At 77.1% G+C, this 13,549-nt stretch carries 10 protein-coding genes; 5 read left to right on the top strand and 5 right to left on the bottom strand.

The window, feature by feature from the left end:
• Positions 1-9: 9 nt before the first annotated feature.
• Both uraH and uraD read right to left on the bottom strand, forming a co-directional pair.
• Positions 10-327 carry a hydroxyisourate hydrolase gene (gene uraH / locus ACFO3M_RS16840; RefSeq protein WP_387991258.1) on the bottom strand — a complete coding sequence of 106 codons (318 nt, stop codon included), beginning with the start codon at positions 325-327 and terminating at the stop codon, positions 10-12.
• On the bottom strand, positions 324-821 hold the full coding sequence (gene uraD, locus ACFO3M_RS16835; protein ID WP_387991255.1) for a 2-oxo-4-hydroxy-4-carboxy-5-ureidoimidazoline decarboxylase: 498 nt from the start codon (positions 819-821) through the stop codon (positions 324-326). The genes uraH and uraD overlap by 4 nt, the downstream gene beginning before the upstream one ends.
• A gap of 45 nt (positions 822-866) precedes the next feature.
• Between uraD and aceB the strand changes: the two genes are divergently transcribed.
• The 5 genes from aceB (at position 867) to ACFO3M_RS16810 (ending at position 10,513) form a co-directional block, all read left to right on the top strand.
• The gene (gene aceB, locus ACFO3M_RS16830; RefSeq protein WP_387991253.1) at positions 867-2,450 is read left to right on the top strand and encodes a malate synthase A; all 1,584 of its coding nucleotides are present in this window, start codon (positions 867-869) and stop codon (positions 2,448-2,450) included.
• 76 nt (positions 2,451-2,526) lie between these two features.
• A complete protein-coding gene (locus ACFO3M_RS16825; RefSeq protein ID WP_387991250.1) occupies positions 2,527-3,753 on the top strand; it encodes a DUF6986 family protein in 1,227 nt (408 codons plus the stop codon).
• Positions 3,754-3,774: 21 nt separating this feature from the next.
• Positions 3,775-8,823 carry a SpoIIE family protein phosphatase gene (locus ACFO3M_RS16820; RefSeq protein WP_387991247.1) on the top strand — a complete coding sequence of 1,683 codons (5,049 nt, stop codon included), beginning with the start codon at positions 3,775-3,777 and terminating at the stop codon, positions 8,821-8,823.
• Positions 8,824-9,011: 188 nt separating this feature from the next.
• Positions 9,012-9,977, top strand: coding sequence for an anti-sigma factor RsbA family regulatory protein (locus ACFO3M_RS16815; protein WP_387991244.1), 966 nt, complete (start codon positions 9,012-9,014; stop codon positions 9,975-9,977).
• Positions 9,978-10,009: 32 nt separating this feature from the next.
• Complete coding sequence (locus ACFO3M_RS16810) at positions 10,010-10,513, top strand: MarR family winged helix-turn-helix transcriptional regulator (RefSeq protein WP_387991241.1); 504 nt, start codon at positions 10,010-10,012, stop codon at positions 10,511-10,513.
• Here ACFO3M_RS16810 and ACFO3M_RS16805 read toward each other — a convergent pair.
• From ACFO3M_RS16805 to ACFO3M_RS16795, 3 genes are all read right to left on the bottom strand, one after another.
• Entirely contained in the window at positions 10,510-11,523 is a 1,014-nt protein-coding gene (locus ACFO3M_RS16805; RefSeq protein WP_387991238.1) for an ATP-dependent DNA ligase, read from the bottom strand. The genes ACFO3M_RS16810 and ACFO3M_RS16805 overlap by 4 nt on opposite strands.
• Before the next feature lie 144 nt (positions 11,524-11,667).
• Entirely contained in the window at positions 11,668-12,048 is a 381-nt protein-coding gene (locus ACFO3M_RS16800) for a MerR family transcriptional regulator (RefSeq protein ID WP_387991235.1), read from the bottom strand.
• Entirely contained in the window at positions 12,048-13,523 is a 1,476-nt protein-coding gene (locus tag ACFO3M_RS16795; protein WP_387991232.1) for a SulP family inorganic anion transporter, read from the bottom strand. Before ACFO3M_RS16795 ends, ACFO3M_RS16800 begins: the two co-directional genes overlap by 1 nt.
• Positions 13,524-13,549 lie beyond the last annotated feature (26 nt).

Raw genomic sequence — 13,549 nt, 5'->3', positions numbered from 1 at the left:
CGGCGCGCCTCAGCTGCCCCGGTAGGTGGAGTAGGCGAACGGCGAGAGCAGCAGCGGCACGTGGTGGTGCTCGGCGGGCGCGGTGACGGCGAAGGTCAGCGTCACCTCCGGCCAGAAGGCGTCCACCCCGCGCCCGGCGAACCAGGGGCCGGTGGCGAACACCAGCCGGTGCGGGCCGGCGACGGTGGCGTCCTCGGTGAGCCGGCAGCGGCCGTCGGCGTCCGTGGTGCCCTCGGCGAGCAGGTCGTCGCCCGCGAACAGCCGGACGGCGACGCCGGCGGCCGGCCGCCCGGCGACGGCGTCGAGCACGTGGGTGGAGACGCTCACGACACGAGCTCCCGCACCCGCAGCTCGGTGATCTGGGCGAGCTGCTCGACCACCTCGGCGCGCTCGGCGTCGGCGTCGTTGCCGAGCCGGCGGCGCAGTTCGCCGAGCATCTCCTCCGGCGAGCGCCCGGCCGCGCGGATCAGGTAGACGTGCCCGAACCGCTCCTCGTAGGCCCGGTTGCCCTCGACGATCGCGGCGCGGGTGTCGTCGTCGGCCCCGCCCATCGAGCCCTGCTCGCGGCGGGAGGCCGCCGCCTCGGCCGAGGAGCCCTCCACCCGGTCGCCGATGCGCGGGTGCGCGGCCAGCGCCAGCTGCACCTCGTCCCACGGCAGCGACCGGGCCACCTCCCCGGCCCGGCGGACGAGGGTGTCGGCGTCGGGGAACGGGCGGCCGGTGACCAGCTCGGCGGCGAAGCGCGGCGCGGCGTTGCAGCAGCGCAGCTGCTCGACGGCGGCGTCGGCGGGCTCGCTGTTGAACTCGTCGAGGCGGGACACGGTGACAGGATGGCAGCCCATCCCGGCCGGCAGAGGGGACCAGCGGTGAGCCTCGACACCAGCGGAGTGCGCGTGGAGGGCCCCGACGTCGAGCGGTCCGGGGAGGTGCTGACACCCGAGGCGCTGGAGTTCGTCGCGGACCTGCAGCGCCGGTTCGGCCCGCAGCGCGACGCGCTGCTCGCCGCCCGCGCCACCCGCCGCGCCGAGATCGCCGCCGCCCGCTGGCTGGACTTCCGTCCGGAGACGGCGGAGATCCGCGACGGCGACTGGCGGGTGCCCCCGCCGCCGCCCGGCCTGGTCGACCGCCGCGTGGAGATCACCGGCCCGACCGAGCCGAAGATGGCGGTCAACGCGCTCAACTGCGGCGCGAACGTGTGGCTGGCCGACCTCGAGGACGCCAACACCCCGCACTGGCGCAACGTCGTCGGCGGCCAGCTGGTGCTCCGCGATGCCGTCCGCCGGCAGCTGGCGTTCACCACGCCCGAGGGCCGGGAGTACCGGCTGCGCGAGGACGGCGACCTGCCGACGATCGTGCCCCGCCCGCGCGGCTGGCACCTGCCCGAGCGGCACCTGCTCGTCGACGGGCAGCCCGCCGTCGGCGCGCTGGTCGACGCCGGGCTGTACCTGTTCCACAACGCCGCCGAGCAGCTGTCCCGCGGCAGCGGGCCGTACTTCTACCTCCCGAAGATGGAGGGCCGGCTCGAGGCCGGGCTGTGGAGGCTCGTGTTCGACCACGCCGAGCAGGTGCTCGGGATCCCCGAGGGCTCGATCCGCGCCACGATGCTGATCGAGACCATCCCGGCGGCCTTCGAGATGGAGGAGATGCTGCACGCGCTGGGCAGCCACGCCACCGGCCTCAACGCCGGGCGCTGGGACTACCTGTTCAGCGTCATCAAGGTCTTCCGGGAGGCCGGTCCGGACTTCGTGCTGCCCGACCGGGGCGCCGTCACCATGACCGCGCCGATGATGCGCGCCTACACCGACCAGCTCGTCGCCGTCTGCCACCGCCGCGGCGCCGTGGCCATCGGCGGCATGGCCGCGGCCATCCCCTCGCGGCGCGACGCCGAGGCCAACGAGCGGGCGCTGGCGAAGGTCCGCGAGGACAAGACCCGCGAGGCCGGCGACGGCTTCGACGGGTCCTGGGTGGCCCACCCCGACCTGGTGCCGGTCTGCCGCGAGGCCTTCGACGCCGTCCTGGGCGACCGCCCGAACCAGCTCGACCGGCAGCGCCCCGAGGTGTCGGTGACCGCGGCGCAGCTGCTCGACGTCGCCGGCGTCCCCGGCGGGCGCACGATGGCCGGGCTGCGGGCCGACGTCGAGGTGGCGATCCGCTACCTGGCCGCGTGGCTGGGCGGCAACGGCGCCGTCGGCATCCACGGGCTCATGGAGGACGCCGCCACCGCCGAGATCAGCCGCTCCCAGGTGTGGCAGTGGGTGCACGCCGGGGTGGAGCTCGACACCGGCGAGACGGTGACCGGGGAGCTGGTGCGCCGCGTCGTCGCCGAGGAGGTCGAGGGGATCGGCGAGCTGCCGCGCCTCGACGACGCGCGGCGGCTGTTCGAGCAGGTCGCGCTGGCCGACGAGTTCCCCGACTTCCTCACCCTCCCCGCCTACGAGCTCATCGATTGAAGACCCCCGTGCCCCCCGACACTCGCGAGCTCGCGACGGGCCCCTGCACGGGGGCCGAACCGATCCGAGCTGCGCCGTGACCCTGGGCGAGGACGTCTACGCCGAGCTGGACCGCCGCCTGGCACCCGTCGACGCCGCCCGCACGGCCGCGTACCCCGGCGAGCGGCCGGGGCGGCAGCCGGTGCACACCTGCTACGTGCCCGCCGACGCCGTCGTCCCGGGCCTGGCCGCCGCCTGGGGCGCCGCGGCGCTGGCCGCGCTCGACGAGCACGGCCTGCCCGACCTCGGTTACGACGCCGCGCTGCTCGAGCAGGTGCTGCCCCGGGTGCGCGCCAAGCTCGCCGCCGAGCCGGTCGAGGACCTGCGGGTCGACGCCGAGGACGGTTACCGCGGCCGGCCCGACGCCGAGGACGGCGACGTCCTGCGCGCGGCCGAGGCCGTGGCCGGCGACCTCGACGCCGGGACGGCGCCGCCGTCGGTGGGCATCCGGGCCAAGTCGCTGGAGGGACCCACCCGCCGCCGCGGCGTCCGCTCCCTCGACCTGTTCCTCTCCGCCGTCAGCGCTCCGCGGGCCACCGTCACCCTCCCGAAGGTGACCGACGTCGAGCAGGTGCGGGCCTTCCTGCCCGTCCTCGACGCGCTGGAGGCCGCGCACGGCGTCGCCCTGGACCTCGAGCTGCAGGTGGAGACCCCGCAGGCGGTGCTCGGCGCCGACGGCGCGGTGACCCTCGCGCGGATGGTGCACGCCGCCGGCCCGCGGCTGACCGGCCTGCACCACGGCACCTACGACTACAGCGCGGCGCTGGGCATCGCGGCGGCGCACCAGTCCTCCGACCACCCGGCGCTCGACCTCGCCAAGCAGCTCATGCAGGTCGCCGTCGCCGGGACCGGCGCCCGGGCGGTCGACGGCTCCACCAACGTCCTCCCCGTCGGCTCCCGCGAGCAGGTCCACGCCGGCTGGCGGGTGCACGCCGGGCTGGTCCGCCGGGCGCTGGAGCGCGGCCTCCACCAGGGCTGGGACCTGCACCCCGCGCAACTGGTCACCCGGTACGCGGCCACCTACGCCTTCTTCCGCGGCGCCCTGCCGGCCGCGGCCGCGCGGCTGACGGCCTACGTCGAGCGGGTCGACGGCGGGGTCCTCGACGAGCCGGCCACCGCCCGCGCGCTGGCCGGCGTGGTGCTGCGCGGCCTGGACTGCGGCGCCGTCGACCCGGCCGAGGCCGCCGCCGCGACGGGGCTGGACCGCGCCGCCCTCGACACCCTGGCCGGGCGGGGCGCGGCGGGTCCCGGGAGCAGCGCCTAGGCTGCCCTCCGTGGTGGCGCGGTGACCGAGGACGCGCTCGCCTCGCTCTTCTCCGGTGGTGGCGAGGTGGGCCGGGAGATGGCCGCTCGCGACTGGTCCGGCACGCCGTTCGGACCGCCCGAGCGGTGGCCGTCGTCGCTGCGCAACCTCGTGCGGATCGTCCTCACGTCGCGGTTCTCCATGTGGGCCGCCTGGGGTCCCGAGCTCTCGTTCCTCTACAACGACGCCTACCAGCGGGACACCCTGCAGGGGAAGCACCCGTGGGCGCTGGGCCGCCCGGCGTCCGAGGTGTGGGCGGAGATCTGGGACGACATCGGCCCCCGGATCGGGTCGGTCCTCGAGACCGGGATCGCCACCTGGGACGAGGACCTGCTGCTGTTCCTCGAGCGCAGCGGCTACCGCGAGGAGACCTACCACACCTTCTCCTACAGCCCGGTCGCCGACGACGACGGCCGCACGGCCGGGATGCTCTGCGTCGTCACCGAGAACACCGACCGGGTGCTGGCCGAGCGGCGGATGGCCAGCCTGCGCGACCTCGCGACGGCGGTGGCCGTCACGCGCACCGAGGCCGACGTGCTGGCCGCCGTCGGGGAGCAGCTCGCCCGCAACGACGCCGACCTGCCCTTCTCCGCCACCTACCTGGTCGACGAGGACGGCACCGCCCGCCTGGGCACCGCCACCGGGCTGACGCCGGGCTCGGCCGCGGCGCCGGGGACGCTCGCCGACGACGCGGTGTGGCCGCTGTCCCGGCTGCGCGCGGGCGAGCAGGTCGTCGTCGACGGCCTGGACCGCCTCCCCGGCCTGCCGACCGGCGCCTGGGACCGCCCGCCGGTGCAGGCGCTGGCCGTGCCGATCTCCTCCCCGCTGCCCGACGCCGCCGGCGTCGCCGGCTTCCTGGTCGTCGGCCTCAACCCGCACCGCGTCCTCGACGGGGCCTACACCGGCTTCCTCGAGCTGGTCGCCGGCCAGATCGCCTCGGGCCTGGCCAACGCGGGCAGCCACGCGGCCGAGCGGCGGCGCGCGGAGGCCCTCGCCGAGCTGGACCGCGCCAAGACCGACTTCTTCAGCAACGTCAGCCACGAGTTCCGCACGCCGCTGACGCTGATCATGGGCCCGGTCGCCGAGCTGCGGTCCTCCCCGGTGCTCACGGCCGACCCGCGGGTCGCCGAGGAGCTCGAGGTCGTGGAGCGCAACGCGCTGCGGCTGCAGAAGCTGGTCAACACCCTGCTCGACTTCTCCCGCATCCAGGCCGGCCGCATCGACGCCCGGTTCGAGCCGGTCGACCTCGCCGCGACCACCGCGGAGCTGGCCAGCGTCTTCCGCTCCGCCGTCGACCGGGCCGGCCTGCGGCTCACCGTCGACACCCCGCCGCTGTCCCAGCCGGTGCACGTGGACCGGGACATGTGGGAGAAGGTCGTCCTCAACCTGCTCTCCAACGCGCTGAAGTTCACCTTCGCGGGCGGCATCACCGTGCGGCTGCGGGAGGACGACGGCACCGCCGTCCTCACCGTCGCCGACACCGGCACCGGCATCCCCGCCGCGGAGCTGCCGCGGCTGTTCGAGCGGTTCTCCCGCGTCTCCGGGGCGCGCAGCCGGTCCGGGGAGGGCAGCGGCATCGGGCTGGCGATGGTCCGCGAGCTGGTCGGCCTGCACGGCGGGTCGATCGAGGTGGAGAGCGCGCCCGACGTCGGCACCGTCTTCACCGTCCGCGTGCCGCTGGGCACCGCGCACCTGCCCGCCGACCGCCTCGCCCCCGCGGCGGCCGAGGCGCCGGCGATCTCGCCCGGCGCCACCCCGTTCGTCGCCGAGGCGCTGCGCTGGCTGCCGGGGGAGTCCGACGACGCCCCCGCGGCGGCACCCGGCGCGCAGGGCGGCCGCGCCGGGCGGGTCCTGGTCGCCGACGACAACGCCGACATGCGCGACTACGTCGTGCGGCTGCTCGCGCCGCTGCACGAGGTCCGCGCGGTCGGCGACGGGCAGGCGGCGCTGGAGGCGGCCCTGGCCGACCCGCCGGACCTCGTCGTCAGCGACGTGATGATGCCGCGGCTGGACGGCATGCAGCTGCTGGCCGCGCTGCGCGCCGACGCCCGCACCTCCCGCGTGCCGGTGGTCCTGCTCTCCGCCCGCGCCGGCCAGGAGGCCGCCGTCGAGGGCCTGGCCGCCGGCGCCGACGACTACCTGGTCAAGCCGTTCTCCGCGCAGGAGCTGCTCGCCCGCGTCGACGCCCACCTGCAGCTCGGCCGCGCCCGCCGGGAGGCGGAGGAGCGGTTCACCACGATGGCCGACCTCGCGCCGGCGCTGATCTGGGTCGCCGGCGACGACGGCCGGCGGCAGTTCCTCAACGCCGGGTGGACGGCGTTCACCGGCCGCGCGGTCGAGGAGGAGCTCGGCGAGGGCTGGCGGTCCGGGCTGCACCCGCAGGACGCGCAGCGGTACGCCGGCACCGTGGCCGCCGCGGTCGCCGCCGGGGAGGGCTGGGAGGTCGAGTTCCGGCTCCGCCGCGCCGACGGCGCCTACCACTGGCTGCTCGAGCGCGCCGTGCCGATCGGCGGCACCGCCGGCGGCTGGGTCGGCAGCTGCACCGACATCAACGCCCGGTACCGGGAGACCGAGCGGCAGACCCTGCTCGCCGAGGTCGGCACGGCGCTGGACCGCGAGACCGAGGCCGAGCGGCAGCTGGCGGGCCTCGCGCGGCTGCTGGTCGACCGGCGCCTGGCCGACGTCTGCACCGTCCGCGTGGTCGGCGAGGACGGGCGGTTGCGCTACGCCGGGCGCGCCGGCGTCGACGGCGACGTCCGCGTGGAGCTCGCCGGGCTGGAGCCGCACGGCGGCCTGGGCCGCGAGGTGCTCGAGACCGGGGAGCCGGTGCTGCGGCCGCGCCTGTCCGGGGTGGGGGACGGCGGCGTCCGGCTGGACCTCCGCTCGGCGCTGGTCGTGCCGCTCACCGTCCGCGGCCGGGTGCGCGCGGTGCTGGCGATGGGCCGCCGCGACGACGCCCCGCCGTTCCACGACGACGACCGCGCGCTGGCCGAGGAGATCGCCACCCGGTCCGCGCTGGCCCTGGACAACGCGCTGCTGCTGGCCGACGAGCGGGCCACCGCCCGCCGGCTGGGGCTGCTGCAGCGCGTCACCGCCGAGCTGTCGGCCGCCACCACGCCGGTGGAGGTCGCCGAGGCGGCGGCCCGGCACGTCGAGGTCCTGACCGGCCGGGGCAGCTCCGTGGGCGTCTACGAGGTCGACGACGCCCGCCGGGCGCTGCGCCTGCTGTGGAGCAACGCCGCGGACCAGGACGCGCAGCAGTGGTCGGAGGTCCCGCTCAGCGCGTCGCTGGCGGTCACCCGGGCGGCCGCGGAGCGGCGGGCGGTGTGGATCGAGGACACCGCCGCCTCGCCGGACACCGCGCCCCCGCCCGGCGGTCCCGGCGCGGTGGTCGCGCTGCCGCTGCTGGTCGCCGGCCGCGTCGTCGGCGTCGTCGGCGTGGGCGCGCCGGCCGCCCAGCGGTTCCCGGCCGTCGAGCGCGGCATGCTCCTGGCCGTCGCCGAGCAGTGCGCCTCGGCGCTGGAGCGGGCCCGGCTCTACCGCGCCCAGCAGGACATCTCCTCCACGATCCAGCTCAGCCTGCTGCCCGCCGCGGTGCCCCGGCTGGAGCGGCTGGCGCTGGCCGCGGAGTACCTGCCCGGCGCCGCAGGCACCTCGGCCGGCGGCGACTGGTACGACGTCGTCGAGCTGGGCCGGGGCCGGGTGGCGATCGCCGTCGGCGACGTCGTGGGGCAGGGCCCGGCGGCGGCCGCCGTCATGGGGCAGCTGCGCAGCGCGCTGTCCACGGCGCTGCTGCAGGGCAGCTCCCCGGCCGAGGCGCTGGAGCTGCTGGACCGGTTCGCCGCGCGGCTGCCCGGCGCCCTGGCCTCGACGGCGGCCTGCCTGGTGCTCGACTGGGCCGCCGGCACCGTGCGGTGGGCCCGCGCCGGCCACCCGCCGCCGCTGCTGGTGGCCGACGGCGCGGCGACCTTCCTCGAGGAGGGCGCGGGCGCGGTCCTCGGCGCCCCGGGCCGGCGGCCCTACACCGAGGGCAGCGCCCCGGTCACCCCCGGGACGACGCTGCTGCTCTACACCGACGGCCTGGTGGAGCGCCGCCGGGAGCCGTTGGACACCGGCCTGCGCCGGGTCGCCGACGCCGCGGCCCGGCTGTCCGACGTCGAGCCCTGCCGGCTGACCCGCGCGCTGCTGGCGGAGGTGCTCGACGCCGACGCCCTCCCCGACGACGTCGCGGTCATCGCGGCCCGGCTGGTCCCCCCGCCGCTGCACGAGGTGCTGCCGGCCGACCCGTCCCGGCTGCGCGGGGTGCGGCGCACCGTCACCGCCTGGGCCCGGGCAGCCGGGATGGGCGGGGACTCCCTCGACGACCTGCAGCTGGCTCTCGGCGAGGCGCTGGCCAACGCCGTCGAGCACGCCTACGCCACCACCGCCGGCGAGGGCCGCTGCGAGTACCGGCTCGAGCGGACCGCCGACGGCAGCGTCGACGTCTGCGTGCGGGACGAGGGCGTGTGGCGCCCGGCGCCGGCCGACCGGGGGTACCGCGGCCGGGGGCTGGAGCTGATCTCGGCGCTGGCCGACGACGTCGAGGTGGGCCGCTCGGTCGACGCGAGCGGCACGGAGGGCGCGGGCACCACGGTGCGCTTCCGCTTCGTCCCGGCCGGCCCCGGGCGGGACGAGCCGGTGACCCGGCGCGCCGCCGCCCGCACCGACGCGGGCCCGGCCCGCCTGACCGTGGACCGGGGGCCCGGCGGCGTGCGGCTGGAGTTCGCCGGCGACGTCGACCTGGCCGCCACCCCGGCCCTGCGCGCCGAGGCGCTGCGGGCGCTCGGCGACGTCGCGGGCGGGACACGGGTGGTGCTGGACCTGCGGCAGGTGCCCTACCTGGCCAGCGCCGGCGTCGGGCTGGTGCTCGAGCTGCTCCGGCTGGCCGAGCAGCGCCGCGCGGTCCCCGAGGTGCGCACCGCGGAGGGCTCCGCGCCGGCCCGCGTGCTCGTCCTCGCCGGGGTGCCCGCCGTCCCGGTGGCCGCGCCGTAGTGGCGCCGGCCCACCCGTACGGGGGCGTACCGGGCACCCCGCGAGCGGACCCCCCGCACCGTGTCCCACAATCAGGGGAGATGGGCCGGAGCAGTTCCGGACCGGAGGCGGTCGAGGGGCCAGTGGAACCTGGGACGGGAGTCTCCGCCACGCAGGCGGAGCTGGACGACGCGCCGTCGCCCGCGCCCGTGGTCCGCCACTCGCACACCGCCGCCCTCGTCCGCTCCGACGACGAGACCACCGCCGTCGCCGCGTCCTTCCTCGAGGAGGGGCTGCGCCACGGTGACCTCCCCGTCGTCGCCGCGTCCCCCCGGACGGCCGCGCTGGTCCGCGACGCGCTCGGGGAGCGCGCCGGCGCGGTGGAGGAGGACGCGCGGATCTGCCTGCTCGGTGTCCGCACACCCGACGCGATGGTGGTGACCCGCCGGCTGCTGGACCGGGCGCGCGCCACCGGCTCGGGCCGGCTGCGCGTCCTCGGTGAGGTGCAGTTCGGTACCACGGCCCGCAGCCGGCGCGAGGGCGAGCGCTACGAGTCGGCCGCCAACGCCCTGCTCGCCACGGCACCGCTGACGGCGCTGTGCCTCTACGACCGGCGGTGGCTGCCCGACGAGGTCGTGGCCGGTGCCCGCCGCACCCATCCGGAGCTGGTCATGGGCGGGGTCCGGGTGAGCAGCTCGGAGTTCCGGCAGCCGGCGGAGTTCCTGCGCGAGCTCGCGCTCCGCCGCGACCCGGTCGAGGCCGGGGAGCCCGTGTACGCCGTCGACGGGGCGCCGGCACTGGCCGGCCTGCGCGGAGAGCTGCGGCGGGTGTTCGGCGAGGTCGTCCCCGACGAGGACCAGCGCGCCGACCTGCACCTGGGCGTGAGCGAGGTGGCGGCCAACGCCTTCCGGCACGGCCGGCGGCCGATCTCGGCCCGCGTGTGGGCCGACCGCGACACGCTGGTGGTCACGATCACCGACTCCGGCACCGGCTTCGCCGACCCGCTCGCGGGCTTCGTGCCGGCGCACGGCGACGACCTCGCCGCCGGCGGCATGGGCCTGTGGCTGGCCCGCAAGCTGTGGGACTCGGTGGACCTGGTGCCCGGCCCCGCGGGGCTCACCGTCCGGCTGGCCGCCGGCCTGGCCGACCCCGTGTCGCGGCGGGGCGCGGCTTGACGCTGCCGTTCTCTCACTGCTGAGGTACCTGCGTGGAGGACGCGGTCGACCTCATCCTCGAGCAGTGGGCCCGGGAGCGTCCCGACCTCGACTGCTCGCCGATGGGGGTCATCGGCCGGATCACCCAGCTGCAGCGGGAGGTCCACCTCGCCCAGCGCGCGACCTTCGCCCGGCACGGCCTCGACGCGCCGTCCTTCGACGTCCTCGCCGCGCTCCGGCGGGCCGGGGAGCCCTACCAGCTGACGCCGACGGCGCTGATGCGCACCGCGCTGGTCACCTCCGGGGCGATCACCCAGCGGCTGGACCGGCTGGAGGAGAAGGGGCTGATCACCCGCACCCGCAGCGAGGCCGACGGGCGGGCCGTCGTCGTCACGCTCACCGACGCCGGGCGGGCGGCGCTGGACGCGGCCCTGCCCGACCACCTGGAGACCGAGCGCGGCCTGCTGGCCGGGCTGTCCGAGGACGAGCTCGCGCAGCTGGCCTGCCTGCTGCGCCGGTTCCTCGTCACGCTGGGCCGGGTGCCGCAGCGGCCCTAGCCCGCGGGCGGCACGTCCGCGGGGCGCAGGTCGGGGCGGACCCGGACGTAGCGCAGCGGGTGCCGGAACACCCCGGCGGTGAGCGCGGCGTCCGCGCTGACCTCGACGACGGCCGTCGGCTGCACGCGGGTGAGTGCCACCGACAGCCGCCCGCCGCCGAAGCGGCCGGTGCCGATCCGCTCGGGCCAGGGGTGGTCGTCGCCGGCGGGGGTGAGGACGGCGGCCAGCTCCGCCGACTGCGCGGGGGAGAGGGGACCGGTGCGGCCGACGACGACCAGCTCCCCGTCCCGCCAGCGGCCGGCGACCAGCTGGCTCGGGCGGTCGACCGGCCCGATGACGCCGCCGGCGAGCACCTCCGTCGTCTCCCAGGACTTGACCTTCAGCCACTCGCGGCGCCCGCCCGCGTACCGGGTGGCCGCACCCTTGGCGACCAGGCCCTCGACGCCGAGCGGGCGCAGGTCCGCGGCCCAGCCGCGGGCCTCCTCCGGGTCGGCGGTGACCGGCGAGAGCTGCAACGGCGGCGCCCACCGCCGCGCGAGCTCCTCGAGGGCGGCGCGGCGGCTGCGGAACGGCCGGCGGCGCTGGTCGGAGCTGCCGGCGGCGAGCAGGTCGAAGGCGACGTAGGAGGCGGGGTGCGCGGCGGCCAGGGCGGCCATCCGGGAGGGGGCGGTCACCATCCGGCGCTGCAGCAGCCCGAAGTCCAGCCGCTCGCCGTTCCAGACGACGGCCTCGCCGTCGAGGACCGTCCCGGCCGGGACCTGGGCGAGCGCGGCCGCGGCGAGGTCGGGGAAGCGGTCGGTGAGGTCACGGCCCTGCTTGGACCACAGCCGGGTGCCGGCGCGGCCGCGGACGACCACCAGCCGGTAGCCGTCCCACTTGGGCTCGTAGCGGCAGCCGCCGGGCAGCGCGGACGCGACCGGGAGGTCCCGCACCGGCCTGGCCAGCTCCACGGCGACCGGCCCGGCGAGGTCCGGCGGCAGGTCCGGCAGCCCGGGAGCGGAGAGCGGCACCGGGACAGCGTCGGGGGTGCGCGCCCCCGGCGCAGGCCCCTGAGCTGCGAACTCACCCGTTCAGGGTGGGTCGCCACCCTGCGCGACGGCTCCGGGCGGCGGCACGGCCGGGGTCCCGCCGTCCAGGCACGATCGGGTAACGCCCTACCGGGTGGCCTCCAGCCGGGCGGCCAGCGTGCCGGCGAAGTCCTCGGCGACGGCGAGCTCGGCCCGCAGCGCCTCCACCCGCGCGAGGGCGGCCTCGTGGAACACCCGCAGCCGGCCGGTGAGCACCGTGTCCCCGGGCCGGGCGGCGAGGTCGTCGAGCAGGGTGAGCAGCTCGCGCACCTCGTCGAGGGTGAGACCCAGCGGCTTCATCCGCTTGACCACCTCCAGCCGGGCCACGGCGTCCTCGCCGTAGAGCCGGAAGCCGCCCTCGGTGCGGCCGGAGGGCAGCACCAGGCCGCTCTCCTCGTAGAAGCGGATGGTGCGCAGGCTCAGCCCGGTCCGCTCGGCCACCTGACCGATCTGCAGCAGCCGTCCCATCAGTGCGCCCCGGCCAGCTGCCCCGAGTGCCGCTCGTAGCGGGCCGCCGAGTGGGGGTCCAGCCCGGTGATCTCCACGGTCTTGCCGTGCCCGGCGTACCGCTGGGTGAGCGCGTCGAGGGTGGCCACGGTGGAGGCGTCCCAGACCGAGGCGGCGGAGAGGTCGACGACGACGCGGTCCGGGTCGCCGGCGACGTCGAACTGGTCGAGCAGGTCGTTGCTGGAGGCGAAGAACAGCGCGCCGGAGACGCGGTACACCCGGGTGCCGTCGGGCGCGGTATCCGGGGTGACCCGCACCAGGTGGGCCACCCGGCGGGCGAACAGCACGCACGCCACGAGCACCCCGACGCCCACGCCGATCGCCAGGTTGGACGTGGCGAGGACGACGGCCACGGTCGCGAGCATGACCGCCGTCTCGCTGCGCGGCATCCGCGGCAGCGTGCGGAGGCTGTGCCAGTCGAAGGTGGCCGCGGAGACGAAGACCATGACGGCGACCAGCGCGGCCATGGGGATCACCGCGACGACGTCACCGAGGACGACGACCAGCACGAGCAGCAGAGCCCCGGCCAGGAAGGTCGACAGCCGGGTGCGGGCGCCGGAGCGCACGTTGATCATCGTCTGGCCGATCATCGCGCAGCCGCCCATCCCGCCGAACAGGCCGGTGACGACGTTGGCCACGCCCTGGCCCCACGACTCGCGGGTCTTGTCCGAGCGGGTGTCGGTGAGGTCGTCGACCAGGCGCGCCGTCATGAGCGACTCCATGAGCCCGACGAAGGCGACGCCCAGCGCGTAGGGCGCGACGATCCGCAGCGTCTCCCAGGTCAGCGGCACGTCGGGCAGCGCGAACCCGGGCAGGCTGTCGGGCAGGGCGCCCTCGTCCCCGACGTCGGGCAGGTCCCAGCCGGCCAGCACGGTGACCGCGGTGAGCAGCACGATCGCCACCAGCGGCGCCGGGACGGCCGTGGTCAGCCGCGGCAGCAGCACGATGACCGCCAGGCCGGCGGCGACCAGCGGGTACACCAGCCACGGCACGCCGACCAGGTGCGGCACCTGGGCGGCGAAGATGAGGATCGCCAGCGCGTTGACGAAGCCGACCATCACGCTGCGCGGCACGAAGCGCATGAGCCGGGCCACGCCCGCCACCGCCAGCAGCACCTGGAACACCCCGCCCAGGACGACGGCGGCGAGCAGGTACGGCAGGCCGTGGTCGTGCACGAGCGGGGCGACGACGAGGGCGACCGCCCCGGTGGCCGCGCTGATCATCGCGGGCCGGCCGCCGGTGAACGCGATGACGACGGCCATGGTGAACGAGGCGAACAGGCCCACCTGCGGGTCGACGCCGGCGAGGAGCGAGAAGCTGATCGCCTCGGGGATGAGCGCCAGGGCGACGACGAGACCGGCCAGCACCTCGGTGCGGGCGACGCGGGCCGAGGTCAGCCAGGCGGGACGGGACGGGCGCAGGGCAGGGGAGGACATCGGGTCCGTTCGGGCAGGCGGGCGCT

Origin of the sequence: Geodermatophilus arenarius, assembly GCF_042654585.1 — a bacterium.
Lineage (GTDB): Bacteria > Actinomycetota > Actinomycetes > Mycobacteriales > Geodermatophilaceae > Geodermatophilus > Geodermatophilus arenarius.
The sequence above is the reverse complement of the archived record's forward strand: the minus strand, read 5'-3'. Positions and strand labels throughout refer to the sequence as shown.

Excerpts from the sequence above, each read along its gene's own strand:
- ACFO3M_RS16795 (WP_387991232.1), bottom strand. The coding sequence starts at position 13,523 with ATGTCCTCCCCTGCCCTGCGCCCGTCCCGTCCCGCCTGGCTGACCTCG.
- ACFO3M_RS16800 (WP_387991235.1), bottom strand. The coding sequence starts at position 12,048 with ATGGGACGGCTGCTGCAGATCGGTCAGGTGGCCGAGCGGACCGGGCTG.